General features: G+C 25.7%; 38 protein-coding genes and 2 pseudogenes. 31 read left to right on the top strand and 9 right to left on the bottom strand.

All coding sequences use genetic code 11. From position 1 onward, the window contains the following. The 11 genes and pseudogenes from NSA50_RS18160 to NSA50_RS18115 form a co-directional block, all read left to right on the top strand. A partial coding sequence (locus NSA50_RS18160) for a prealbumin-like fold domain-containing protein (protein WP_257447527.1) occupies positions 1-302 on the top strand: 302 nt, incomplete at its 5' end. 278 nt (positions 303-580) lie between these two features. Continuing rightward, a complete protein-coding gene (locus NSA50_RS18155; protein WP_257447524.1) occupies positions 581-1030 on the top strand; it encodes a hypothetical protein in 450 nt (149 codons plus the stop codon). 354 nt (positions 1031-1384) lie between these two features. Further along, positions 1385-1828 (top strand): hypothetical protein, encoded by a 444-nt coding sequence (locus NSA50_RS18150; RefSeq protein WP_257447521.1) that lies wholly within the window; start codon positions 1385-1387, stop codon positions 1826-1828. 161 nt (positions 1829-1989) lie between these two features. Beyond that, entirely contained in the window at positions 1990-2112 is a 123-nt protein-coding gene (locus NSA50_RS18145) for a hypothetical protein (RefSeq protein WP_257447518.1), read from the top strand. Positions 2113-2268: 156 nt separating this feature from the next. Beyond that, positions 2269-2385: a zf-TFIIB domain-containing protein gene (locus NSA50_RS19965; RefSeq protein ID WP_257447515.1), complete on the top strand. Its 117-nt coding sequence runs from the start codon at positions 2269-2271 to the stop codon at positions 2383-2385. A gap of 37 nt (positions 2386-2422) precedes the next feature. Further along, a pseudogene (locus NSA50_RS19960) lies at positions 2423-2548 on the top strand (DUF6906 family protein); the annotation flags it as partial. Positions 2549-2717: 169 nt separating this feature from the next. Further along, positions 2718-2954 (top strand): helix-turn-helix domain-containing protein, encoded by a 237-nt coding sequence (locus NSA50_RS18135; protein WP_257447512.1) that lies wholly within the window; start codon positions 2718-2720, stop codon positions 2952-2954. Continuing rightward, positions 2951-3172, top strand: a complete 222-nt coding sequence (locus NSA50_RS18130; protein WP_257447510.1) for a helix-turn-helix domain-containing protein — start codon at positions 2951-2953, stop codon at positions 3170-3172. Before NSA50_RS18135 ends, NSA50_RS18130 begins: the two co-directional genes overlap by 4 nt. Before the next feature lie 58 nt (positions 3173-3230). Beyond that, entirely contained in the window at positions 3231-3428 is a 198-nt protein-coding gene (locus NSA50_RS18125) for a hypothetical protein (RefSeq protein WP_257447508.1), read from the top strand. A 113-nt stretch (positions 3429-3541) separates the two neighbouring features. Beyond that, positions 3542-3796, top strand: a complete 255-nt coding sequence (locus NSA50_RS18120; RefSeq protein WP_257447507.1) for a hypothetical protein — start codon at positions 3542-3544, stop codon at positions 3794-3796. Between the two features lie 522 nt (positions 3797-4318). Continuing rightward, complete coding sequence (locus NSA50_RS18115) at positions 4319-4504, top strand: helix-turn-helix domain-containing protein (protein ID WP_257447505.1); 186 nt, start codon at positions 4319-4321, stop codon at positions 4502-4504. Between the two features lie 79 nt (positions 4505-4583). Here the strand turns inward: NSA50_RS18115 and NSA50_RS18110 are convergent, their stop codons facing one another. Then, positions 4584-4796 carry a hypothetical protein gene (locus NSA50_RS18110; RefSeq protein ID WP_257447502.1) on the bottom strand — a complete coding sequence of 71 codons (213 nt, stop codon included), beginning with the start codon at positions 4794-4796 and terminating at the stop codon, positions 4584-4586. Positions 4797-4897: 101 nt separating this feature from the next. Here NSA50_RS18110 and NSA50_RS18105 point away from each other — a divergent pair, with 101 nt between their 5' ends. From NSA50_RS18105 to NSA50_RS18010, 20 genes are all read left to right on the top strand, one after another. Beyond that, entirely contained in the window at positions 4898-5104 is a 207-nt protein-coding gene (locus tag NSA50_RS18105) for a helix-turn-helix domain-containing protein (protein WP_257447500.1), read from the top strand. A 104-nt stretch (positions 5105-5208) separates the two neighbouring features. Beyond that, entirely contained in the window at positions 5209-5370 is a 162-nt protein-coding gene (locus NSA50_RS18100) for a hypothetical protein (protein WP_257447497.1), read from the top strand. A 15-nt stretch (positions 5371-5385) separates the two neighbouring features. Then, complete coding sequence (locus NSA50_RS18095; RefSeq protein WP_257447494.1) at positions 5386-5610, top strand: hypothetical protein; 225 nt, start codon at positions 5386-5388, stop codon at positions 5608-5610. A 67-nt stretch (positions 5611-5677) separates the two neighbouring features. After that, a complete protein-coding gene (locus tag NSA50_RS18090; RefSeq protein ID WP_257447491.1) occupies positions 5678-8302 on the top strand; it encodes a VirD4-like conjugal transfer protein, CD1115 family in 2625 nt (874 codons plus the stop codon). A 19-nt stretch (positions 8303-8321) separates the two neighbouring features. Then, a complete protein-coding gene (locus tag NSA50_RS18085) occupies positions 8322-10331 on the top strand; it encodes a pLS20_p028 family conjugation system transmembrane protein (RefSeq protein WP_257447488.1) in 2010 nt (669 codons plus the stop codon). Further along, the gene (locus NSA50_RS18080) at positions 10331-10621 is read left to right on the top strand and encodes a DUF5592 family protein (RefSeq protein WP_257447485.1); all 291 of its coding nucleotides are present in this window, start codon (positions 10331-10333) and stop codon (positions 10619-10621) included. The genes NSA50_RS18085 and NSA50_RS18080 overlap by 1 nt, the downstream gene beginning before the upstream one ends. Positions 10622-10695: 74 nt before the next feature. Further along, positions 10696-11493 carry a PepSY domain-containing protein gene (locus tag NSA50_RS18075; RefSeq protein ID WP_257447483.1) on the top strand — a complete coding sequence of 266 codons (798 nt, stop codon included), beginning with the start codon at positions 10696-10698 and terminating at the stop codon, positions 11491-11493. 89 nt (positions 11494-11582) lie between these two features. Further along, positions 11583-12227 (top strand): hypothetical protein, encoded by a 645-nt coding sequence (locus NSA50_RS18070; RefSeq protein WP_257447481.1) that lies wholly within the window; start codon positions 11583-11585, stop codon positions 12225-12227. Between the two features lie 85 nt (positions 12228-12312). Continuing rightward, entirely contained in the window at positions 12313-14208 is a 1896-nt protein-coding gene (locus NSA50_RS18065) for a VirB4 family type IV secretion system protein (protein WP_257447479.1), read from the top strand. Between the two features lies 1 nt (position 14209). Beyond that, positions 14210-14815: a hypothetical protein gene (locus tag NSA50_RS18060; RefSeq protein WP_257447476.1), complete on the top strand. Its 606-nt coding sequence runs from the start codon at positions 14210-14212 to the stop codon at positions 14813-14815. After that, the gene (locus tag NSA50_RS18055) at positions 14793-15980 is read left to right on the top strand and encodes a C40 family peptidase (protein ID WP_257447474.1); all 1188 of its coding nucleotides are present in this window, start codon (positions 14793-14795) and stop codon (positions 15978-15980) included. Before NSA50_RS18060 ends, NSA50_RS18055 begins: the two co-directional genes overlap by 23 nt. Positions 15981-16058: 78 nt before the next feature. Continuing rightward, positions 16059-16943 (top strand): hypothetical protein, encoded by an 885-nt coding sequence (locus tag NSA50_RS18050; protein WP_257447471.1) that lies wholly within the window; start codon positions 16059-16061, stop codon positions 16941-16943. 307 nt (positions 16944-17250) lie between these two features. After that, on the top strand, positions 17251-17520 hold the full coding sequence (locus NSA50_RS18045; RefSeq protein ID WP_257447468.1) for a hypothetical protein: 270 nt from the start codon (positions 17251-17253) through the stop codon (positions 17518-17520). After that, positions 17513-17941 carry a hypothetical protein gene (locus tag NSA50_RS18040; protein ID WP_257447465.1) on the top strand — a complete coding sequence of 143 codons (429 nt, stop codon included), beginning with the start codon at positions 17513-17515 and terminating at the stop codon, positions 17939-17941. Before NSA50_RS18045 ends, NSA50_RS18040 begins: the two co-directional genes overlap by 8 nt. Further along, entirely contained in the window at positions 17934-19256 is a 1323-nt protein-coding gene (gene mobP2 / locus NSA50_RS18035; RefSeq protein WP_257447463.1) for a MobP2 family relaxase, read from the top strand. Before NSA50_RS18040 ends, mobP2 begins: the two co-directional genes overlap by 8 nt. Before the next feature lie 175 nt (positions 19257-19431). Beyond that, positions 19432-19638 (top strand): hypothetical protein, encoded by a 207-nt coding sequence (locus NSA50_RS18030; RefSeq protein WP_257447460.1) that lies wholly within the window; start codon positions 19432-19434, stop codon positions 19636-19638. A 56-nt stretch (positions 19639-19694) separates the two neighbouring features. Continuing rightward, on the top strand, positions 19695-21656 hold the full coding sequence (locus NSA50_RS18025; RefSeq protein WP_257447457.1) for an ImmA/IrrE family metallo-endopeptidase: 1962 nt from the start codon (positions 19695-19697) through the stop codon (positions 21654-21656). A gap of 130 nt (positions 21657-21786) precedes the next feature. Continuing rightward, positions 21787-22167: a hypothetical protein gene (locus NSA50_RS18020; RefSeq protein ID WP_257447454.1), complete on the top strand. Its 381-nt coding sequence runs from the start codon at positions 21787-21789 to the stop codon at positions 22165-22167. Between the two features lie 586 nt (positions 22168-22753). Continuing rightward, positions 22754-22945, top strand: coding sequence for a hypothetical protein (locus NSA50_RS18015; protein WP_257447451.1), 192 nt, complete (start codon positions 22754-22756; stop codon positions 22943-22945). Positions 22946-23036: 91 nt separating this feature from the next. Continuing rightward, positions 23037-23225 carry a hypothetical protein gene (locus NSA50_RS18010; protein WP_257447448.1) on the top strand — a complete coding sequence of 63 codons (189 nt, stop codon included), beginning with the start codon at positions 23037-23039 and terminating at the stop codon, positions 23223-23225. A 78-nt stretch (positions 23226-23303) separates the two neighbouring features. Here NSA50_RS18010 and NSA50_RS18005 read toward each other — a convergent pair whose 3' ends face one another. From NSA50_RS18005 to NSA50_RS17970, 8 genes and pseudogenes are all read right to left on the bottom strand, one after another. After that, entirely contained in the window at positions 23304-23636 is a 333-nt protein-coding gene (locus NSA50_RS18005; RefSeq protein ID WP_257447446.1) for a hypothetical protein, read from the bottom strand. A 359-nt stretch (positions 23637-23995) separates the two neighbouring features. Further along, complete coding sequence (locus NSA50_RS18000; protein WP_257447444.1) at positions 23996-24322, bottom strand: hypothetical protein; 327 nt, start codon at positions 24320-24322, stop codon at positions 23996-23998. Between the two features lie 148 nt (positions 24323-24470). After that, a complete protein-coding gene (locus NSA50_RS17995; RefSeq protein WP_257447442.1) occupies positions 24471-24689 on the bottom strand; it encodes a hypothetical protein in 219 nt (72 codons plus the stop codon). 70 nt (positions 24690-24759) lie between these two features. Further along, complete coding sequence (locus NSA50_RS17990; protein ID WP_257447440.1) at positions 24760-25017, bottom strand: hypothetical protein; 258 nt, start codon at positions 25015-25017, stop codon at positions 24760-24762. 69 nt (positions 25018-25086) lie between these two features. Then, complete coding sequence (locus NSA50_RS17985) at positions 25087-25353, bottom strand: hypothetical protein (protein ID WP_257447438.1); 267 nt, start codon at positions 25351-25353, stop codon at positions 25087-25089. Positions 25354-25372: 19 nt separating this feature from the next. After that, positions 25373-25555, bottom strand: a complete 183-nt coding sequence (locus tag NSA50_RS17980) for a hypothetical protein (protein WP_257447436.1) — start codon at positions 25553-25555, stop codon at positions 25373-25375. Positions 25556-25635: 80 nt separating this feature from the next. Beyond that, a complete protein-coding gene (locus NSA50_RS17975; protein ID WP_257447435.1) occupies positions 25636-25932 on the bottom strand; it encodes a hypothetical protein in 297 nt (98 codons plus the stop codon). A 64-nt stretch (positions 25933-25996) separates the two neighbouring features. Further along, a pseudogene (locus tag NSA50_RS17970) lies at positions 25997-26454 on the bottom strand (hypothetical protein); the annotation flags it as partial.

Below are 26454 nucleotides of genomic sequence, written 5' to 3'. Positions count from 1 at the left end.
TTAATAAAGGTCAAGTTATAGAATTTGTTTCATCAGCAGAAGGAAATAAATTCAAATTAGAATATGGGAAATACAGCATATCTGAAACTATGCCACCAGAAGGGTTTGAATTAACTACAGAAACATCGACATTTGAAATAACTGAGGATGGACAAATAGTTAAAGCAGAACTAAAAAACAAGAGAATAGCTGAAAGTTTACCATACACAGGTGGAACAGACACAACAGTAGTTTTAGGAGTTGCTTTAATAGTTACTCTAGCTGGTGTAATAATGTTAAGATATAAAAAAGCTATAAACTAGCTTTTATTTTTTTGCAATAAAATAATTATAAAGAGTATTGGAGAGCCAGTATGGAATTTTTATTTAAAATAACATTTTTTATTTTTTATTATTACGATTGGAGTTTTATTTGGAAATTATTACGTTTTGTTTGGTTAAAATATAATAATAAGATAGTTAAATGAAACTATAATTAGGAAGAAAAATCTAATTAATTTAAAATAGTAAAAGGTGTCCTCGGGGGACACCTTTTTAAAGGAAAAATATAATTTTTTTTATTAGAGAGAGGAGATTTAAAAGTGGAAAGTTTGTTAATTATGATGTTAATGTTGGGATTAGGAATACTTATATGTGGGATAGTATCTTATGTTTTCATGGCTTTAGCTTTATCAAGTGCAGCGGAAATTGAGGGGATTGATAATAAGTGGTTTGCTTGGATACCACTATTAAATGTATTTATGTTATTAAAGCTAGGAAATAAAAGTAGTAAATATATATGGGTTTTTATTGCTACTATGATAGTAGGACTTCTAGCAAATTATAGTGGAAGTATATTAATTATTATTGTAAATATGGTTTTATCTATATGGGCTATTGTTATACAAATACAAGCTTATTCAAATATATCAAAAAAATATGAAGTAAATTTAGCATGGTTTATTGTAGGTATATTTATAGCTCCAGTAATGATGGTAGCATTTATAATTCTTTATAAAAAAGTAAAAGTAAAGAAGAACCTTATAAATTAGGGGTATCTTTTGAAAATAGAATATTAGAAGGTGTCCCCAGGGGACACCTTTTTATGAAAGGAAAAATAGATATGTCGACTAAAGGATTAATAGTAATTGGAGTGATAGTATTCTTTATTGATTTACCAGCAACAATTAAAAGAAGTGAGGTATAGAGTTAATGAATAGTAAAGTATCAATTCTTATAGAAAGAATAAAAAGATGAAATATTGATATAACGGATATAGTTTTAGGAATTATATTAAATTTACTTGTATCAATATTAGTAATGTTAATTTTATTAAAATTTGTATTAGTATTATAGAAAGTGTCCCCAGGGGACACCGTTTAATTATTTATATAGGAGAGATTATAATGGAAAACATAGCAAATGATTTTATAAAATTTGGAGGAATGGAATTAATGGGTAAAATAATAATAGGATTGTCTATTTTCATTTTAGGGATAAATATTATAAAAGATATTTATAATATGGAAATTTTAAGTAATTATAAAGCTAGAAAAAAAGATATAATAAATAGAATTATTTCTTATATAATTTACTTTATACATACAATAATTGTTGTATTAGGGATATTTAATATAAAATTATTAAATATAAATTTAGTTTGGCTATCTATAATATTAGCAATATATATAGGATTAAGGGTATGGTGTAAATTATACTCAAGGTATAAAAAGAATAGAGTAGAAATTTATAAAGATGGAAAGTTAGTAGAAAGTATAAAAGTAAAAGATGGAAATATTGAAATTTCAAATTTACCATGTGGAAAATATATTATTAAAGAGTATTTATAGTAAGTAGTTTTAATAAAGAAAATTATATATCAAGTTTTAGAAGTGTCCCCAGGGGACACTTTTATAAATAGTATTAGTAAAGCAAATATTAGTGTTTGTTTTTCTAATATTACTTTAAATTATGAGCAAACATGTTAGATATTTAATTATGGAGAGAAAAAATGACAAATTTTATTTTAATAGGATTAACTTTATTTATTTTTATTATCTTTATTATTTTTATTATTTTTATTATTTTTGAAACTAATGAAGAGATGAGAGAAAGAGAAAAGTCTATAGAATAAAATATATGATTAGGAGTTATATTAGATTTTATTAGTGTCCCCTGGGGACATATTTTTAGAATATAGGTAAAATGAGAATAATTTTATTAAAGAAAATTTAATAAAAAAATAAATAAGAAAGTAGTAAAATTAAAATATATAAGGAAAGAAGATATTATGAAAATAAAGATAAAATGTCCAGTATGTAGAAATGAATTCATTATAGAAATAAAGAATAAAGTTATATCACCTAAATATTGTAGTAAATGCAAAGGTGAAATAACAATAGAATAGGAAGTGTATGTGAGATGAAAGGGAAAAACCAACAAGACAACAAAAGAAATTAATGAAAGAAAGAAGATTGAATCCAAGTAATTGGTTAGTATTAAAGAATCCAACGACGGAATTACATATACAACATAGAGAAAGTAAAGAGATAAAAGTATTATCTATATAGGTGATTAAGTTATGGAAAAAAAGATGATAAATTGGATAAATAATTATATTGATAAACTAAAAAAAGAAGGTAAAAAGGAATCTCTAAAGAAGATAGAGTTAAAAGACAAAGGAAAATAGCAATTATTAAGGTGTCCCCCGGGGACACCTTTTATAAAGGAGTGAAAAAGATGAGCGTAAATTTGCAAGAACGTGTGAACTTAGGTATGCAATTAAGAATAAATAGAGTTAGAAAGGGATATACAGTAAAAGAATTATCAAGAAAAAGTGGAGTTTCAACAAGTGCTATTATTTATTGTGAAAATCAAAAAGGAAGTGATATGAGGTTAGATGCAATAATTAGACTAGCATATGCTTTGAATATACCATTAGAAGAATTAATAGTAGAAAGGAGAATTATAATATGATAAGTTATAATTTAGAAAGAATATCAAGGAATATAAAACTTTTAAGAAATAAAAGACATTGGAAAGTTAGTTATGTAGCCAATAATACAGGGATTGAAGAAAAGAGATTAAGAAAAATGGAAGAATCAGAAGTTATACCGAAACATACAGAGTTATATAAATTATCTCGTTTATTTGATGTAACAATAGACAATTTAGTCTTTAAAGAGTTAAAGTGAAGGTGTCCCGGGGGGACACCTTTTTTAGATACATAAAGATGAAGGGAAAATAAGTAATGTGAGATTAGTATATTCAGTAAGCTTTAAAAAATCAGAGAGAAAACTAATGATATTTGCACTATCACAGGATAGTTTTTCAGAATACATAAAGACATTAATAAAAGAAGATAAAGAGAGAAAAGAAAAGATATTTACAGATGAAGAAAGAGCAGAGATAGAAAGGATAGTAAAGCAGAAATTAAAAGAAGAATTATAAATAGTAGACCAAACGGAATATTAAGTAACGGAACGAAGTGAGTAAGTTAATGTGGAGTGCGGTAGTAGCTTAGGTGTCCCCGGGGGACACTTTTTAATTATGGAGGAATTAGTATGAAAAAAATGAATATAGACAAATTTATAAATATTATATTTATTTTGTATATTGTAGTATATATAGCATTACTTGTTGAAATATATTTTATTAATAATACAAATCTATTAATTACATATATGTTAATAGAATTTAATTTAATGACGATAGAACTTATATGTAGTATTTATACAAAAGAAAAAAATTCTAAGTATAAAGCGTTAATAGTAGCCTTGTTACATTGTATAAAATATCCTTTATTACTTATTATATGATATGATTAAGAAAGGATATTTTGAAACTATAAATATTGAAACCAATGAAATAAAAATTGGAATAAATAAATAATTTTTTTTGCTAAATAGTTCTTTAATAAATAAGAAACATGACATAATTAATGTTAAGAATGATATTATAAAAATGATTTTTAAGTGAGTTATAGTTAAAGAGGGGATATTAAATAACGAAAAATTTCTAATAGTATCATTAGCAAAATACTTAAATAATAAAAAGCTTATTATAGAGTAAAAAATAATTATAGATATTTTAATAAGTATGTTGAGTATTTTATAACTAATAGAATACTCTATTTTTTTAGTGCTAGGGGATATAAAAACATTTTTGTTGAAAAAATTTTCAAAAGAAATATTTATATTTTCAATAAATTTAAAGTTGAAATTAAAGTTTAATTTTAACTTTTTAAAAAAATCAAACAACAAAATCACTCCTTAATAATAAATATGATGTAAAAATACAACAAAATTATAGAATATTATGGAAAAGAGGTGAAGCGATATATGAAAAAAATAAAAGTTTTTAGAGAAAAAATAGGGATATCATCAAGAGAACTTTCAAGACAAAGTAAATTGGATATCACAGTTATAAGTAATATTGAGAATGGAAAAACAAAAAATCCAGGTATTTATACAGTTAAGAAAATTGCAGATGTATTAGGAGTTAAATTAGATGAATTAATTGATTAGAATAGAGAAAAAATAAAATAGCTTAAATTTTATGGAGGTGAAGGAGAGTATTAAACTCTCCTAAATGTTTGAAATAAATCTAAAATTTAATAGATTCATTCCATTTAGTATTAGTACCATATAAGGCAACTTGTTGTATAGTTAAAACAACTGATAGAACTAACCATATAACAAAAGGCTCAGCTTTAAAGTTGCCAGTTAAAACTTGGAAAGGTGAAAATAATAAACCTATATATAAGATACCAATAATCACCTTTCTAAGTTCAAACTTAGCTTTAGAAAGTTTAAGCATAAGTTTTTTAATAATAACACCTCCATAATTTTTATATAGTGTCAAAATTGACACAAAATAATTTTAACATGAAAAATATAAATAAAAAAGAAGGGTTGAAAATGTTAGCTAAAAATGTAAAGTATTTAAGAAAAAAGAATGGATATACATTTAGAGCTTTAGCTAGTAAATGTAATATTAGTACAAGGAGTATTAAAGCAATAGAAGATAGAATAACTAATAATCCTACTATAAAAATAGTTGATAGTTTAGCTAAAGGGTTTGAAGTAACTATTGATGATTTAATTCATAAAGATTTGCAAAATTAGAAAGGTGTCCCCAAGGGACACCTTTTTATATAAATATTTTTAGAAAAGAACTTCTGATAGGCAATAGCCGAGAAGTTCTTTTTTATTGAAAGGGGGTGATGAAAATGGCAGTAGAGAAAATAGAAGCACAAATAAAGAAAAAGGAAAAAAGAGTTAAACAGATATGTGAGCTTAAAGGCATTGACTTTAAGGACTGGTATTTGAAGAAGCTAGAAGAAATGATAGAGGAAAATTTAGATGATGTTTTTGAACTTATAGGAAAGTAGGAGGAAAGATAATTAATGGATATAGTTTTAAATATATTAAAAACATTAACACAATCAGTGCAATTAGCAGCAGGAGGACTTTTTATATTTTGTTTACTGAAAATTGGTTTTAAGGCAATGTGGTCTAAACCAAAGAGAGAGGAAGTTAAAGATGACTTAGTTTGGGCTATAGGTGGATTAATATTAGCTTTAGGATGTTTTCCGATAGGAGAATATATTCAAAGTTTAATTAATTTCTAGGAGGAAATTGAGGTGTTTTAAAAAGATACCTCAATTTTTTTATTTTCATTATTAAGGAGGTTTTCTCTTGTTTAATAAATTAAAAAAGCAAATAGCGAATAATATAAGAGTAAGTAAAGCAGAAGAAAAAATAAGGGAATTAAATGATAATGATAAAAGTATTAGAATTTTAAAAAGACTTAGGATATTGGCAACATCTAAAGCCTTAAATATTATTGGGGTAGTATTATTTATATTTATTTTTATTATAACAAATATTTTAATAAGATTAATAGATTTTATATTTTTTAAATTTAATAATGCAAATATTAGCTATCCAATATATAAATTCATATTACCTAAATTTGAGTTTTGGCTTATATATTTAATAGTTTTTCTATTTTTAATAGTATTTTATATAAAATTAAGAATAAATATTAAAGCAAGTTTTGAAAATTTAGAAAAGGGGCAAAAGGGAAGTGGAAGATTATCAACGTTAAAAGAAATTCAAAATGAATATCATGAAATTCCTGAAAAGAGAGAAAAGTTTAAAGGAAAAGGTGGAGTACCTATATCAAGAGTTGGTGATAAGATTTATATTGATATAAGTTCAACTCACACTATAGTTATAGGTACAACTAGAAGTGGTAAAGGTCAAGGATTTGTGTTAATAACAATAGATATATATTCAAGAGCAAGAGAAAAATCATCATTGGTTTTTAATGATCCTAAGGGAGAATTATGTGGAATGAGTAAGGAATTACTCGAGAGAGAGGGGTATGAAGTTAAGGTAATTGATTTCTTAGAGATGAATAATTCAATTGGATATAATCCACTAGAGATTATTAAAGAAGCATGGAGAGAAGGAGATTTTGCAGAAGCAGAATTAAGATGTAGAACTTTTACTTTTGCAATGTATCATAACACAAAAAGTCATGATAGTACATGGGAAGATTTATCAATGAACTTAGTTAATGCTCTTATATTAGCTTTATGTGAGAGGTGTATAAAAACTAATAAAGAAAGAGAAAGCATGACTAAAGAAGAACTTGAATATTGGGATAAGGAAGAAATGAAAGTAAATCTTTTTTCTGTTGCTAATATGTTAGGAGAATTAGGGGGAAAAGAACTAGAAGAAGGTACAGGAATAGATATTTATTTTGATAATTTACCTAAAGAATCTATCGCAAAAAGACAATACAATACTGTAAAGTTTGCAAAGAGCAAAACTAGAGCAAGTGTATTTGTTACTGCATCTATGAAATTACAAGTATATTTAGGAGAGAGAGTTGCCAAGTTGACAAGTTTTAATGATATAAAACTTGAAGAAATAGGTTTTTATAAGAGTGATACAAAGAAAGTTAATGTAATAATTATAGATGCAGATAGACCAAATGAGAATGATGAAAATAAGAATATTGAAGATAATATAAATAATATTGAGAGTAATGATAGAAAAGATGAAACAGTACAATTATTTGGAACAAAAAATATAATTATATATAAAGATGATAAATTTTCAGAAGAACGTATAAGAAGTGGAGTAACTGCTTTAGGTGTTAAAGGAGAAGATTTAACAGATAAAATAGAAATTAATCATTCAAGAGTTATGTGGGGAACAGCAGGAATATATGAAATGGAATATTCGGTTTGTGATAAGGAAAATAGTAAGCCAATAGCATTATTTCTGATAGTACCAGACTTTGATAAATCTAATCATGTATTATCAACTACTTGTATATCTCAAATAACTTATATGTTATCAAGAAAGGCTTCTCTAAGTAAAAGTGGTTCAACCGATAGAGAAGTAGTATTTATTCTTGATGAAGCAGGTAATATGTCTCCAATTGAAAACTTCGCAGAAACATTAACAGTTTGTTTAGGTAGAGGACTAAAATTCATTCCAATAGTTCAATCTTTTGCACAACTTAAAGAAATGTATGGAGAGAATTATAAAACTCTTGTAGATAATTGTGCTAATACAGTTTATATAATGAGTACAGATGTAGATACTACAGAAGAAATTTCTAAAATGACTGGTGAAAAAACAATAGTTACTAATTCAAGACAAGGATCAGTTCTTTCCTTAGATAAAAATATAACTGAAAGCTTAGAAACAGTTCCAGTTATAAGATATGATGATTTAATGAGATTAAAACTAGGTGAAAATGTAGTTATAAAACCTATGCACAGACAAGATTTAAAAGGAAATAAAACAGTATCATATCCTATTTTAAATACTGAAGAAATGGGTATGAAATTTCAATATGAGTATTTAAGTGATGTATTTTCTAAAAATTCATCTATGAGAAATATTTATATTAAAAATTCATTTAATACTGTATCTCTTGAAGAGTTAAAAGTTGATTTTGAAGATGAAATGGTTGATTTAATAAAGAATAAAATGCAACAAATTATAGAAGAAAATGCGTTGAGAGATTATCAAAGAGAACGAGCAAAAAAAGCACTTGAAGCTGAAAAGGCTAAAGAAAATAAAGGTGTTAAAGAAGAGAATAATAAAGGTAAATTGAAAAAGAGTAAAAAAGCAGAAATAATAAAATTGTTAGATTCTATGCTATCAAATAGTGAAATAGAAGTAATAGAAGAAATTGAAAATATAGATGATATGAAAGAATATATAAGAAATTTAAAGGTAGAAGAAAAAGTTGGAGATGATGTATTAAAGAAATTAAATAATATTATTAATAAATAGATAGGAGGGAAAACATGATATGGGAGAAGCAGAAGCTATAAGAGTATTACTAGAGTTTTCAGATAAATTAACTCCTAGTAATGTTTTTTATTTTCTAGCAAGATTTTTAGGGTGGGGATTAATAAAACTATTAGAAATTTTAGTGAATTCTGCTCAAGGAGTGCTAGATGAGATAATGGAGTTTTTAAACTTCTTTGATAGTTCAGTAGTTAATGAAATAATAGATAAAATTAAGCCTGTAGCAATAGCTTTTTTAGTAATATCATTACTTTATATAGCATATCACCTCATGGTGAATAGAAAGAAGTTTGATATAAGTAAGATACCAGGTAATATTATTATAGCATTATTAATAATTTTCTTTTTACCTACTGCTATGAAGTCTTTAGGAGATGTAACTAAAGAAGGATTTAAATTATTTACTACAACAGAAAGTACTTTAGCAACGCAAATAATATCCAATAATGTTACTGATATTTATTTATATGACCAAGACAATTTTGAAAATAGGAATATAGAGCCAAGAAACAAAATTGACAAAAATAATATAACAAAGATAGACCCAACAGAAGAAATTGATAGAAGTAATGTTAGGAATAAAAAGGTATTTGAAAATAAATTAATCCCTAATTCAAGTGGTGAGGGATATGAGTTAAAAAGAATAAATGGATGGTTTAAAATAGATAGTGAATATTATCGTTGGGATATTAACTTCTTTCAAATTATTACAACATTACTTATAACTGCTTTAGTATTGATATTTACAATGATTAAGGTTGTAAAATTAATGATGGAATTAGCATTTAGTAAGATTTTTATAATTGGAGGTGCATTAGCAGATATAGGAAGTGGACAGAAAACTAAACAAATGTTAATGCACATATTATCATTATATATAGCAATAGTATCCGTAGGATTAACACTAGAATTATATATATTAGGAACTGCCTGGCTTCAAAATAATCTTACAGGTTTTGCAGGTATAATGATTAATTTTGGAGCAGGACTTTTTGTAATAGATGGTCCTAATTTATTAGAAAAAATATTTGGTGTTGATGCAGGGCTTTCAAGTGGAGTTAGGACTTTAATGGGAATAAATAGTGCTATGGATATACTAGGAAAGATTGGACGTGGATTAGATAAAGTTGGTGATGTCGCTAAAGCTGGATTAGGTGCAGGAGCAGTTTTGGGTGCTGGACTAAAAGGATTTAGAGATGGAGCAATTCCAGACTTAGAAGATGAAATGAATAATGAGGGATTTAATCCATTACAACAATCTTTATTAGATGATGGAGAAATGAAAAAAATTGGAGATAGCAATTCTGATATAGATAATGGTTTATTTAATTCTATAGATGATACGCCACCTAATAATATGCCACCTAATAATGGGGAAGAAAATGATATTTCAGATTTATATAATAGTAATAAAGAAAATGCAGATAAGTTAAATAATGATTTAGATGATAATATCTCTGATTTAGATAATAGAGATATTCAAGGCTTTGATGATTTAGATAAGGATATTCCTACTTTAGATGAGTATGGAGTTTCAGATATATCTTCTGATAATATGGGAAATAGTTTATCAGATGGATTATTACAAGGAGATAATTTCATTACTGGTAATACTGAACCACTTAGGGGAAAAGGTAATGGATTGACTAATTATGATAGATTAGCAAAAGGAGAAAATAAAGAATGGAGTTATGGTAATACATCGAATCCTAATTTTAATAGTAATATGAATAATGATTATGGAGTTGATATTGATTGGGGAGTAAGAAGAAGGGGATACGATAAACCTAATTATATTGATCCTAAGGAAACAAGAAATGTTAAAGACTTTTTAGGTGGATTAATAAATTCAAAGGTTAATAATATTAAGAATGGAGAACTAGCCAATAATATGAGGACAAGTTATAAAATAGGTAATAATACGGCAAAAGATTTGCGAAGATATGTAGGAATAAAGGAGCAAGAAATAAAAGATAAGATTGTAGCAGATAGAATAAGGAGGAACTTATAATGAAATTTATTATTCCGACAGAATTAGATGTAAAGATGTCAACAAGTAGATTTCCAATAACTTTTATGGATTTAGGAATAATTATACTATCTTTTTTAATATCTTTTGGTTTAAGAGTGGTAGTATATTCAGCCTTACAAATACCTTTTATTGCTTTTGTGGTAATTACAACAACTATATTAGTACTAGATTCAGCAGATAATAAAGGTAAAAAAGTATATGATAGTATAATACTAGCAATTAAGAAAGAGAAGAATACATTTGGTAGAATTGAAAATTATGAAGAATAATTGATATTAAAAATATTTTATTTTTATAAAATTTGAGTTATAATGAAAAAAAACTAAAAGGAGAGAATCAAGGCGTGAAGAAAATATTAATATTATCAAGTATTATATCAATGAGTATGATTTTTACATCTTGTACAAAAGTAATAGAAAATAATAAGCTTACTACTAGAGTAAATAGTAAAATGACATTAGAAGAAGCAAAAAACATAGCACTAAAACATGCTAATTTAGACATAAGTCAAGTTTCATTTATAAAGGCAGAGTATGATTTAGATGATGGAATAGAGAAATATGATATAGAATTTTATTATAATAATAAAGAATATGACTATGAAATAGATGTAAAAACAGGAAATATTATAGGATATGACTATGATATAGAAAACTATTCAATTTTGCAACAAGTTAATAGTACTAGTAATAGTAAAATAACATTAGAAGAAGCAAAAAACATAGCACTAAAACATGCTAATTTAGACATAAGTCAAGTTTCATTTATAAAGGCAAAGTATGATTTAGATGATGGAATGGAGAAATATGATATAGAATTTTATTATAATAATAAAGAATACGACTATGAAATAGATGTAAAAACAGGAAATATTATAGGGTATGATTATGATATAGAAAACTATTCAATTTTGCAACAAGTTAATAGTACTAATAATAGTAAAATAACATTAGAAGAAGCAAAAAATATAGCACTAAAACATGCTAATTTAGGAGCAAGTCAAGTTTTATTTATAAAAGCAGAGCTTGATTTAGATGATGGAATAGAGAAATATGATATAGAGTTTTATCATAATAACAAAGAATTTAATTATGAAATAAATGCTTCTAATGGAGTAATTACTGAATATGAAATAGATTAAAAGATGTCTGATAAGGCATCTTTTTGTTTTATGTAAAAATAGAGGAAATTCCTATTAGGTTTACTTTTATAGTGGAAAGGATGAGATAATTGGATTTAAGAGAAACTTTAAATAAAAATAAAGTTAAAAGAGCAAATAAAAAAGAGCAACAAGAATTAAAAAGAGAAGAAAAACTTAAAAAGCAGAAAGAGAAGGAAGAGAATAGAAACTTAATTGCAGAAGATAAAAAAGTTTTTAAAGAAACAAAAGATAATCTTTCAATTATTTCTTTATCAGAGTATGGATATTTTAAGACAAAAACAGGATATTTAGATGTGTTACAAATTGAAAGTATTGATATAAAGAGTATGAATGAGGTTGAGTATCATACGTATATTTTATCATTTACTAATTTATTACAGAGTTATATAGAAGATATGAAAATAATAGCAATGAATTATCCTGCAGATACTACTAGACAACAAAAATATTTAAGTAAAAAAATAGCACAATGTAATAATGCTAACCAAATGAAGTTTTTAGAACATAGAATGAAGCAATTAAAAACTATTGAAGAGAAAAGAACTAATAGAGAATTCTTTTTAATGATATTCGCTAAAGATGAAAAAGAAATGCTTAATAATAAAGAGGTAGCATTATCAAGCAACAGAGAATTACAAGTGTTTGAAATTGATATTGAAAAGAAGATTAAAATACTTAAAAAGCTAAATAATATGAATTCTAAAGTTGATTAAAATGAAAGTTTTATAAATAAAAAACAATAGATGTTAAGATAGTAAGGTGTCCTCGGGGGACACCTTTTTATTATGGAGGTAGATTATGAAAATAGCAGAAATTAATAGTGGATATAATCCATATTTATTAAGTGAAATTCAGCCACAAGGTGGAGTTAAATTTGATGAAAATAAGATAATAAAAGGTGATGGATACGAGGCTTGTTTACATGTATATGCTTTCCCAACCGAAGTGGATCAGTTTTGGCTTAATAGTATTGTCAATATAGAAAATACTATTGCAACTATTGATATAGGAACAGAAGTTAAAGAATTAGTAATGAAGAAAATTGATAAAGCACTAGCAGAACAAAGTTCAAGATATAGTGAAGCTGTAAAGCATAGTGATAAGAAGAAGGCAGAAAGAGAATATAGAATATTAGAACTTTTAGCTGATGAAGTTATGAAAAGGGGAGAAGTTATAAAACTTATAACCATTAGAGTTTTTGTATATGCACCAACTAGAATAGAATTAGAAGAAACTATAGATAAAGTAAGAAAGAAAATTGAAGAAGGGAAGTTATTTAAAGCTATAGTCTTGTTAAATGAACAAAATAATGAGTATCAATCATTATTTACAAGTTATGCAGTTCAAAGAGAATATGATAAAAAGAGAAAGTGGAAGCCTATACCTGCATTAAGTCTAGGTGCTGGACTTCCGTTTCATCATACATCAATAAACGACCCTAGGGGGCTTTTTATTGGAACAACTACAACTGGTGGTAGTGTTATATTTGATTTATTTCATAATACAAATAAAAGAATATCGTATAGTTGTTTGTTAATGGGGAAACCAGGTTCGGGTAAATCATCATTAATGAAAAAGATAATTGTAAACAATATTATTTGTGGTAATTATGTAAGAACTATTGATGTTGCTAATGAGTTTAGCACATTAGTAGCGTTTTTAGGTGGAAAAGAAATATTTTTAGATGGTACTGGAGATATTGTAAATCCATTACACATATATCCAACAATAGCAGATGAAAGAACAGGAATGATATTAGAAGATAAATGCTTTGCTAGTAATTTGGCTAGATTAAATAATTTATATAGAACATTAAAACCTACTTGTTCTGAAGATGAAATATCAGAATTTGAGATATTAATATGTGAGTTTTATGAGGAATTTGGAATTGAAAAAAGAAAAGCAACTCAATATAAGTCAAGTCAATATCCTATACTAGATGATTTCTTAAAATATGTTAGAAAACAACTTTATTTAGAAAATGGTAAGGTAAGAGAGTTGACACCTAGTAAGTTAGCAAGATTAGAAAGTATAGAACTTTTAATTTCTAAACTTATTTTAAATTATGGAGATTTGTTTAATGCTCATTCAACTATAGATGACATTACAAAAGTACAGTTTGTATCTTATAATTGTACTAACTTAAAACAAATGGATAAAAGAATTTTTACAACACAATTATTTACTGCTTTAAGCTCTATATGGGGACAAGCGTTAGTTGTAGGAAGAAAAGAAAAATATGATTATGAAAATGGAAATAAATCAGAAGATGAAATTAAAAGATTTCTCTTAGTATTAGATGAAGCACATAATTTTATAAATGTAAATAATATAGATTCAATTGAAATAGTTGATACTGCCATTAGAGAGTTAAGAAAATTCTTTGGTGGAGTAATGCTTGCAAATCATACAATAAATGACTATGTTCCTGAAAATGCAAAGAATCATCAAGCATTAGAAAGAATTAAAAAGATATTTACCATGACACAATATAAATTTATTATGAAACAAGATACTGCTGATAAAGAACTTTTAGGAAAAGTATTTAAAGGTATTTTAAGCGAAAGTGAAATAGATAGTATTCCTAAGTTTGGAAAGGGAAGATGTATTTTAGCTATTGATGGATTATCGAATGTTTCAATGCAAGTACAGTTATCAGAAGAAGAAAAATTAATCTTTAAAGGTGGTATGTAGTATGAAGAAAAAGTCTATATTACTTTTATTAACTTCACTTATATTAATAAGTGGAGTTTTTGTTATAAATAAAGACAAAGTAAATGATTTTTATAAAGAAGATACTACTTATGTAGAAGATAAAGCTAATAATAATGAAATTGTTAATAGTAATAAATTAGAAGAAAGTTCAGCACAAAATGAAAATTTAGAAGCAAATATTATTGAAGCTTCTGATGAGGAAATAGAAAAAACAAAGAATATAGGACTTGAATTTATCAAATTAATTCATAGTTATGACTTAAATAATGGACACGAAAGTAATGTTAAAAAAGCTATCCAATATGCAACTGAAAGTATGAAAAGTTTTATTATTGGAACATTTATAGAAAGTAAGCAGCCTAGATTATTTAAAGACTTTTTTGCTAGAGAAGTTTATGAGGTAAATCCTATAGAGAGTAAATTTAATGAAGATAATTCTTTAACTTGGGAGTATGAATTAATGTCAAATATTCTTGATAAAAATAAAGAAATTATAAATAGAGAGCATAATATAGTTACATTACTTTTTATAAAAGAAAATAATGAATGGAGAGTTGGGAATTATGCAACAACTCAATATAGGTAAAAAATATAAACAACTAAAAAGATATAAGAATTGGGGAAAGCTACTAATAAAAGGATTAGTAGCTTTATTAAGTTCTACTTTAGGATTATCAATATTAATAGGTGGAGGAATATTACTTTTTATAGTTGGAATTAACAGTAGTCAAGGTAATATATCGGATTTATCTGGAGAAGTTCCAAGCGAATATATACAGTATTACAATGAAGCAAGTGAAATATTCAATATTCCTAATTGGGTTTTGTCTGCGGTATCAAAACAAGAAAGTAATTTTAATCCTAATGCTAGTTATGCTGGAGCATATGGAATTATGCAAATACAGAAAATAGATTTTAGTGGATTAGATTTATGGGCAAGTCATATTAATGGAGGTCTTGGAGCAGAATATAAAAAGCTAGGATATGAATTTTCAAGTTCTGATGAAATGTGGAATATTTATTTGAAAGAGCCAAGAGTTCAAATTTTAGCAGGTGCATATATACTTAGATATTATGCTAATTATGTTTTATATAGTAAAGGATATGTAAATAAATTAGACTATAATAATAATGAAAATATGAGTTTAATTAATTGGAATAGTAATGAAAATGACGTTGAGTTTAGAGAAATATTACGAAGAATATTTGCTTGTTATAATGGAGGTCCGAGCTATGGAATGAGCGTAGACCTCGATAATGCACAACACGATTATCCAAATAAAGTTTTTAAATATGCTATGGAATTTAGAGATGGTGGATTAATAGGAAGTGGAACTCCATTAGATAATGAAACAATAGAAAAAGCAATTCAAGCTGGTATGAAGTGGGTAGGAAAATCACCTTATGTATGGGGTGGAGGAAGAACTGAAGCAGATGTATTAGCAGGTAGGTTTGATTGTTCTTCTTTCATACATTATATGTATGCAAGTGCAGGTATTCAATTAGGAGATAGAGCGAGTGTAGTTACATTTTCATTAGTTAATATAGGAGAAAGGATAGCCCCTAAAGATATGAAAAGGGGAGATATAATATTTTTTGATACCTATACTATTAATGGACACGTTGGAGTGTATCTTGGAGAAGGAAAGTTTATACATGATGGTACTACAAATGGAGTAGAAATTACAGATATGAATTTACCATATTGGCAAAAAACTTTCAATGGTAAAGTAAGAAGAGTTGTTAATTAAAAAAAATATAGATAGTAAATATCAATTATAGTATTTTTTCATAGATATTATAGAATAAAAATGAGGTGAAAATATTTTATGGATTTTAATAAAAGATTAAATGAAAAGTTTGATAAATTTCATAAGAATACTGAAAAAATTAAAAATAAAATTAATTATAAAAGGTCATATAAGTATATTCTGTTATTGTTTTTTATAGCAACAGGATATATTTTTTTTCTTTCTTCAGGAGTATTTTTTGAAACAAATAATAGGCTAACTACAACAGAATTAAATAAAAAAATAGCATTGAAAAATTCAGAGGTTTTTATAAAAGAAGAACAATTTAATGAAGAAAAAAATCTGTTAGAAGTTAAATTAGGAGTAAATAAAACTAATATAAATTTTGCAAATGATTTTGAATTTGAAGCAATAACAAGAGAAAATACAAATAAGAAATTACCAGTTGAATTTATGACAGTAGATGAAAATAATATAGTTATTTTTATTACAACACCTAAAAAGTGGAGTGCAATTGCATTAGATATTAAAGAGAAAAATGCAAAAGAAAATGGAGAAACAAGAGTATATATAGATGAGAGAATTTGTAAAAAAAATAATGACCTAGATAAGAGAACTAAAGAAGAATATATGATTGAAAATATAGAGAATGATATAAAAAATATAGAAAATGTTATTGCAAAATATGAAGAAGAAATTGTAGAAAAGAAATCAACAATAGGGAATACAAAAGAAGAAATTAATATTTTAGAAAGTAAAAAAGAATATTTAACAGATAAAGAAAAACTAGAAGCTAATCAAAAAATAGATAGTTATAAAAGTAGTATAAGTTCATTAGAAAATGCCATAAAAGATATAGAGAAAAATATATTAGAAGAAAAAGAAAAACTATCATTAGCTAATAAAAAGATTAATGATATTATAAAAAGTTTACCAGACTATTTATATAATAAGTATAGATAAATGAAGAAAAAGTTATGTAAATGTTATGTAAAAAGTTATGTAAAAGCTATGTAAAGTGATGTTTTGGTGTTATCAGAGAAACCCTAGGCTTTGCCTAGGTTAGCAAAGATTTGCTAACAGTTTCTCCTTATGCTCTGACTTGATTTTAGAAAGGTATATATTAAGTTTTAAATTAGTATTTTAATACGTTAAAATTTAAGGTTTAGGATAATACTTTTTTTCTAAAATTAAGTCATTCCTTTTTGGTATTTGGTTAAGCTTTTTAAAAGCTTATTGCGATAGCAATTTAAAAATGGAGGTTAGGTGTGTGAGTATGGATATATTAATAAGAAAACTCCCAAGAAATGTTGTATCATTAATTGATGAAAAAGCTAAAAAACTAAGAATAAGTAGAGAAGAATTTTTAAGAGAACAATTATTACTTATTTCATTGGATGATGAAATAAAAAAACTTCAAGATAGAGAAGCAATGATGATTAATAAACTATCTAAGATAATAGATTTAAATACAAAAGTAATGAGTACATTTATGAAAGAAAATTGTATAAGCTATGAGGAGGTTTTTGAAAATGACTAAATTAAGAAAAGGATATTGTGTAAATAATGAAGTTCACGAGTATTTAATGAAAATAAAAAAGGAAAATAATTTATCATCAGTAAGTTTAGCATTAGAAATGGTAGTAAAAGAACATGAGAAACGATCCAGGATTAAAACAGAAGATACTGCAAAACTTATGGCGAAGGAAATAGGGAAAGTATTAAGAGATGATATTAGTAAATTTAAATTAAGTGCTAGTGAAACAGATAAGAATGTTCAAATATTGATAGAGATGATAAATGGACATTTAATTAAAGAAGGTATAGGTAAAATAGTAACAACAACTGGATTAACAACTGAAATATCAATGGAAAGTCCAGCATTAAAAATAGCAAAAGAAGAAGTGAAAAAAAGACTTTACAGAAATAAGATAATGAAAGAAAATAAGATAAATGAGTAGTCCTTCAGTAGTTTTTGTATCAAAGTTTGTAGAAGCAAAGGAGAGAGTTTTTTCATCATATATTGATTATATAGATAGAGATGAAGCTACAAGAGCCTATAAGTTTGATGAATTTTCTTTATATAATGATTATATGGGTAATCCAGAAAAATTAGGAAGTCTTTTTACTTCTGATAAAGATTATTTGACAGATGATGAACGTAATAGTTTAAAAGATAAATTTAGATTAGCACAAAAAAATGGGAGCTTAATGTGGCAAGATGTATTTAGTTTTGATAATGAATGGCTAATAGAACATGGATATTATGATGAAGAAAGTCATATACTTGATGAAGAGAAAATAAGGGGAGCGGTAAGGCGGTCTATGAATAATCATCTTGATAAATCTAATATGGATACTGCTATTTGGAGTGCGAGTTTTCATTATAATACAGATAATATTCATGTTCATATTGCAACAGTTGAATTGACAGATAACCCTAGAAAGAGAGGAAAAAGAACTAAAAGTGAACTAGGTAAAATGAAAAGTAATTTTATAAATGAATTAAGACATAGAGAGAAAGAGTATCAGAAAATTAATGAACTTATAAGAGAAAATATAATAAAGGATAAAGAAAAATTTTTATCATCAGATGATAAAATTTTAAAAGAAAAGACATTAGAGTTATTAAAAAAATTACCTACTAATAAAAAGTATTGGCAATATGGATATAATAAAATAAATAATATAAGACCGTTAATAGATGGAATAAGTAAGTATTATATTGAAACATATCATAAGGAAGATTATACAGAGTTAATGAAAAGATTAACTATAGAAGAGTTAGAACTTAAAAGGGTATATGGAGAAGGGCAAGAAGGTAAAGAAAAAGATAGATACAAAGATTATAAAAAGAATAAAGAAAAAGAATTATTAAAAAGAATGGGAAATTCTATTTTAAAAGAGCTTAAAGATTACGTAAAGGAAGAAGAAGAAAAAAATAAAAATAAGAGAGAAAAAGTGGGAGGAGAAAGAGAAGAAAATTTTAAACGAAAGTTTAAAATTGAAGATGAAAAATTGGGTAGTGACAAAAAAGAACGGGAGGAGTATAAAAAAAAAGAAGGTAAAAAGGAAAATTCTAAAGAAAATTTTAGAACTAACAAAGAAAATATTAATAGTTCGGATGGAAAGAAAGATTATGACTTTAGTTCTAGTAATAAAAATGGAGATAGTAACGTAAATGATATTTTTAATAGATTTTCAGAAGAAAATCTATTAAAAATATCAAAGAACAATCTCAAAATAAATTTGAATATGATAATAAAGTTAATATAAGTATTAATGCAAGAACAATGAATAGATTAAAAAAAGCAATGAGAAATGATTTTGAAAAGTATATAAATCAAAGAGAATATGAGAAGGCAGAAAGAAATAGAGAGAGAGAAAAAGAAATAGAAGAATTAGAATTATAAACAAAAAATTTTAAAGTATTGAAGGGAGGTGATGAAATATGTTTAGCAATTTAGGGATAGTTAGAGATATAGTAAGTGATACTGAATTAAAAGTATATAATAGCCTTGAGAAAAAAGAAGTTATAGTAAAAGCTTCAAAAGAATATGTTACATCAATAAAATTAGAATTACAAGATGAAGATGTAGAAATGATGCTTGTTGAATATGATTTAGAAACTAAAGTTGTAAATGAAAATATTGAATAATAACGCCAGGTAAAATGCCTGGCGTTTTATTATTTTAGGAAAGGATAAAAAATGATATGGCAAAAACATACAAAAGAAAATCTAAAGAAGATAAAGAAAAGGAAGTTAATGATCTTATAGAAAAAGCTAATGTAGGAATAGAAAATAGTGTTGCTACTACAGAAAATCTTAAAGAGTTATTGAATTATATGAGTAAATTTTATAACTATTCACTTAGAAATACTTTTTTAATCCAAGAACAATTTAAAGGTGCTTTAGCCGTTGGCTCATATGCTTTTTGGAAAGAAAAAGGTTTTACAGTTAATAAAGGAGAGAAAGGAATTAAAATATTAGTTCCTAATAAATTAAGTGATTATTTCATTAATGAAAAAGGAGAAGAAGTTAAATTAAAATATGCAACGAAAGAAGAAAGGAGGCTAATAGAGGAAGGAAAAATTGAGGTTAGACAAGGTAAATTAATATTCAATCAAGGATATGTTTTTGAAGTAAGTCAAACTAATGCTAAAGCAGAAGATTTACCTAAAATATTCCCTAACAGATGGATTGATGGAGAAGTTAAAAACTATAACTTAATGTATAAAGCTATGGAGAATATAGCAAAGAAAATAGGAGTTAAAATAATAGAGCCAAAAGATGAATTAGGTGCAGTAAAGGGAGTAAGTTATCCAGCAACTAAAGAAGTAGCTTTAAATCCTAGAAATACTCAATTGCAAAATGTAAAAACATTAATTCATGAATTAACTCATGCCAAACTTCATACTATGGAAACTAGAGATAATTACACTACAAATGCAAAAGAATTTCAAGCAGAAATGGTCGCATACGTAGTATGCAGCTATTTTGGGTTAGATACATCAGAATATTCATTTAGATATATAAATTCATGGACTAAAGATGTTGAATTAAAAGATAAAGAAAAACTTATAAATGAAGTTAGAGAAACTGTCAAAGAGTATATTGATGTTATTGAAAAAACTTTAGTTAATGATAAAGATTTATCTTTATCATTAGATAAGGAAAATTTATTAGAGAAAAATGAAAATAGAGAATATGATAAAAATTTATATGAAATAAAGGAGAAAGAAGTTATGAGAAATGATAAAGAATTAGAAGATTTATATAATGAATGGAGAAAGGAAATAGAAGAAATTAACAAAGAAGATGATATTAGACTGCATGGAACTTGGGATTGTGGTGAAGCAGTAGCAAGAGAAGCTTTTAGCAATTATGCTAATTTAGAAGAAGAAATAACATTCGATGAAATGTTAAAACTTGAAAAGAGATATGAAGAAAAATCTTTTCAAAATTTAGTCAATGTAGATAATTTAGAAGAAGAAAAATATCAAGTAGATAAAAGTGAGGTTCACTTTTCAAATGAAGAAGGTAATAGTGATGATTGGAAATTAACAGATAGAGAGTACGAAGAAGTAAGTTTTAAAGTAATGAAGAATAACATAGAAGAATTAATGAAAGAGAATTACAGGGATTTTATAAGAGCTATCGTATCTGTCGAAAAAAATATAGATGACTTAGATTTATTAGATAAAGTTTATGAAGATTACATGAAAAGTGAGTATAATTTATTAAATAATGGAATAGAGAATTCAATAGAATTTCAACAAGAAAGTATAGTTAATGCAGAGTTAGAGAATAAAGGGAATAAGACTGTAGAAGTAATGTATTCAGAAGTTTCTAGTTTTGTTAAAGGAGAAAAACTTACATTAGTAGAAACCTTAGAGAAATTTAAAAAAGAAGTTGAAAATGGAACAGTAGATAAGGCAATAGAGTTTACTTTCTCACTGAATGAAAATATTAAATATAATGAAGAATTTATAATTGATAAAGGAACAAGTGTAAATTTAATAGAGTTTATTGATGAAAAAATAGGAGATAATTTTTATCTGCATGAATTAGTAGATGATTATTTGAAAAGTAATGATTTAGAATTTGAACATAAAGAAATTATATTAGATAAGGATAAGAAAAAAGAAAAATACAAAGAAATGGAATTGGAATAAATTAGATAAAGTATTGAAAGTACAGAGATTAAATAGGAGAACTATTTAATTATTAAATGTATTACAAGTATTAATAAATCTAGGTTCAAATTGAAGAGCCTAGATTTAATTTTTCATAGGAGTAAAAATTATGAGTGAATTGACAAAAAGATTTAAAAAAGAAGAAGTAATTTATTTTACTAGAGAAGTAAAGAAATTATTAGATTTACTTAACGGAACAACTATAAGTTGCAGTAATAAAAATAAAATATTCATTATAGAAAATCAGATGGGGAAGTTGGAGAATTTATTATACAGATATGAGCCAACGATCTATGAAGAATATTCATTTAAAACTAAATATGCTTATAGGAATATGATTAAAGCCAAAAAAGAGTATGATAGGGTAGTGGGTGAAAAGTGTTATAAAGAAACTATAGAAGAATATAGGATAGCTTATGAAAATTCAGTAAAAGAATATGAAAGATTAAAGGAATATAGAAATATATTAAAAGGAGCATTAGAGCAATAAGAAAAGTTGCTACTACTTAATTCTTATGCTTACTATATTTTTAATGATTTAGGTGTCCCCTGGGGACACCTTTTTATAATGGAAAAAACCGTACAAGGTAAGTGGTTAAAGGAATAACACTATAAAAAACTAATCGGCTCACCACCGATAATATCTCCGTTAGATGGGTAAGGCTAAAATCTTAGACAACCTTCTATAAGAAGTATTAGAAGTGGAGTGCCTGTACTAGAGGAGTTTGATATTTGCTCCTAGGGGTATATTGGGAGTTACATGGTAGTATACTTGATAAAACTAGACCTAAGCGAGTTTGACCGATATAGCAGAGTTTCTGTGAGAATAATATTATTGTTCTTCCTTTTAAGTGGAAATTTATTTTTTTATTTTAAATTTTCCACTTAGGGGGAGAGTGAGTGAATAAAGCTAGAAAACTAGCTTTATATATAGATTTGATTTATAGAGCAAGTTAAAAAATGAAAATAAAAACCGAGCGAAGGGGAATTTAAATAATTAGATTAATATTTAATAGAGATTTATTAAATTAATTATGATAGTTTATAATTAGATAGAAAATAGTAGGAGGGAGCATATGAGAAAAGTTATAGTACCAGCTTATAATTATGATGAAGAAAATAATACAGTAGTAGATAGATATATTTGTTCTGAATGTTTGGAGATAGTAAAAGAAGAAAAAAGAATCGTAAGAAAACGAAAGGGAAGAAAAAACTCAGTTCTTTATTATGTAATTTGTTCTAAATGTAATAATAAAATTAAAAAATAATAAAAATTTGAGAATATATATATTGAAATAAAAGCTAATATTTTTATAAAATAAAAGGTAGAGATAGTTATGAAAGGCTAGGTGTAGAGATATGAAAAAAGGATTGATTATTGGAGCAATTTTAGGATTAGGAACAGGTATAGTAATAAATAAGCTATTAAGTGAAAAATCAGTTGATGACATTAAAGAAGTAGTAAAAGAAAATGTACATAAAGTAAAAGATGTAATTAAAGAAAATGTTGAGAAAGCTAAAGATACTATTGAAGAATATAATAACTAAAATACTTCTAATGTCAAAAGTAAACTTTAGGGTTAGAGTTAGTACATAATAAAAAAGGTGTCCCCGAGGGACACCTTTTTAATATTCTTCTGGAAGTAAAATAGTAGTTAAAAATGTATCTGTAGAGTGGTCATATTCTCTAAAAATCCAAATTTTAATATTATGTATAATATAAATCCCCATAAATCTATCATTATATTCAGATCTTGGAATTAATAATAATTCATCTTGTAATTTTTTATCTTCATCACATAAAATCCCCCAATCATTAGCAGTAAATTGAAATAAAACTGAAAATAAATCTTCATCACTAAAAATTTCATTTTCAATTAAAGAATTAACTCCTTTTGTCATAACTATCTTTGATTTCATAATAGTACCAATCCTTTCATGTTGTTGTTTTTTTGACAAGCCAAAGACTACATATAGAAATGAGTTGTAAAGAAAAATGGAATAAAAAAATTTGTCTGCTGATTATAGAGCTAGTCGGCTGACGAAATTTTTTATGGAATGGCTTTACAACTTTAATGTATATATGATAGGCTAGTGCTTCAAAAAAACAAATGAAAAAGAAGTCCATAAAAGGACTTCTTACTTCTTTGGAAGCACTCCATCGGGTACACGCTTATAGTAAAAATAAAATTAGATAATCTTAGTTTTAGCTTGGTCGCTCGGTAGATGGAACAAGCTAAAGCTTAGAGTATATTATTTTATTGTAACGGTATAAGTGGGTGATGGAAATAGTGCCTAAAATAATAATTTAACGTTTATTAATCACCGATAAGGATTATATCATTTATAGGTTTTATGTAGATTTTTCCTTTTGCATTTTTGATTTCTATGTCAGAACTTCCACAAGCTTTCCAATCGTCTACATCTATCTCAATCAGTTTATTATTATCAAATATCACTGCTCTTGTAACATCCCAATCTATACCTAATAAGGATTCACTTAGATTGCTAAGTGGTTCAGTATCCCACCTAGTATAAAAAAAGTGCTTTCCTGTTACTGTTATGGTGAAATAATCTTTTTTTAAATCAGAACTAGAAAATGTTAAAGTTAATAATAGTAATGTAAATATTAATAAATTTCTCATACGGTACACCTACTTTCAATATCATCTATAACTACAACTGGAGTAATTTCACCACTGTAATTTAATTCAACTGAATAACTTGTTTCTAACACGTCACTTTCAGCACATTTCTGAATTTAGGTATAATTTTTGTATTGCGAATTAATATTTAAATATCATTAGAATCATTTTCTTCATATTTTTTATAAAGTTCATCTATATAAGTTTCTACCCATATTTTCATAATTTCTTCTGAATTATGTGGTTTCTCTTTTATGCTATGTCTATTTAACTTTCTGAAATGTTCCTCTATTAAAAATTCTAATACCTTATATTTATCTTTTGAAATATAAATCTTCTCACAGTTTTTCTTAATTAACTTACTCATAAAATTTAATCTCCTTAATTTTTGTTAATGCGTACTATTTACAATTTGCTTATTTTTTCTGAATTGCGAATTAACAACTATAGTTAATTTTCAAATATTTATTATCTTTTATTGGGTAGAATATCACTCCATAATAATCATCACCACAATATCCAGTCCATTGTTTTATATAGAAATTATCTTGCTCTTCGTAAAGTGAATCATCCACTTCTAAATAATTAGTATCATTTTCAATTACCTTTTCACCTTCTACTATCTTTTCAATAGTCCAATCTGAGCCTTCCATATCTTCTATTAATGTTTCTATAAACTTTAATACATCTCCCATAATTTCCTCCTTATTAATGCGTAATAGTTACATATTAAGTTATATTAAGGTGTCCCCAGGGGACACCAATTAATTAAAATTTAAAGATTTATAATGGAAATAGCTTAAATCTGTTCCAAGAGCTTGCCCTATAAGAGTACATTCAATTAATGAAGGTGTACTTCCTTGAACTATTTCATTTATTCTATCTAATGTTATAGTACATATTGATTTAACTTCATCAGTAGAATTTTTATTTATAATGTGTACTAAACTTTTTGTTGTAACATTATTCTTTTCCATTAATTTTATTACTTTTTGACAAATAAGATTTTCTTTTTTAGTATTGTAAAACATAAAGTTACATCTCCTAGTATTATTTATTAGAAATTTTTTCAGAGTTTATAGAGATATTATTTTTATAAACTTCAAAATATTTCTTTTGAGTTTTAATAAGTTCCTTATTACAAGATTCACTTAATTCAATAATGTGAGTTTCAGTTAAATTGTTTAAAGTGACAGTATTATTTAATTTTATTAGTTTATTATCTTTTAGCATAAAAAACTCCTTTCAAATTTATTTGTTTTTAGGTGTCCCCGGAGGACACCGATTAATAATGTAATAAGTAGCAATTATTTTTAATAAAGTTCATCATAACTCATATTTCTATATTCAAAACAATCAAATGAATCATTGCTTTCGACTTCTGAAAATGAAACAAATAGATTTCCAAATTCATTAAAGCAAACATCTTCAACACAGATATCGAAAGTTTCTGTTAAAGGATTGTACCCTTCGATATACGTCATCTCTCCAGCTTCAATTTTTTTCTTTTCTCTTTTCCATCTCTCGTGAGTCATTTGTACTGTATAAATACCAGCTTTAAAACTTAAAATATTCCAACCAAGTTTAGTTAATATGTCGATTACATTCATAGATACAACTCCTTTTAAAATTATTTATTTATGTTGGGGTGTCCCCCAGGGACACCGTTATTATTTAATTTAATTTACTAGCAATATTATCTAAAATAGATGTAGCCATTATAGCTTTTTTAAGTTCTTCTAATATATCAGAAGATATATTTATATTATTATCGTTCATTTTTTTATATTGCTTTGATATTGCTATTAATCCACTAGATATACTTCTTAATTCAGATATTAATTTGTAATTTTCTTTAAGACCTTCTGAATTTTCATTTTTTACTTTAGTCTTAGCTTTTAATTCTTCAAGTTCTTTTTTATAACGTTCTTTTTCTTCATTACTAGCTTTTACTTGATTTTTAACTTCTTCAATAATGCAACCATATTTGTTATTAAGTTCTTGCTTTACTTCAATTCTTAGTTGACCTTCAATTTGTTTAATTTCTTCTTCATTTTTAACATTATTTTCATTAACTTTAGCTTTAAGTCTAGCATTTTCTTCGATGATAGCTTGTTTATTTTTAAATTCTA

It is taken from the genome of Clostridium mucosae, from assembly GCF_024622765.1.
Lineage (GTDB): Bacteria > Bacillota > Clostridia > Clostridiales > Clostridiaceae > Clostridium.
The sequence above is the reverse complement of the archived record's forward strand: the minus strand, read 5'-3'. Positions and strand labels throughout refer to the sequence as shown.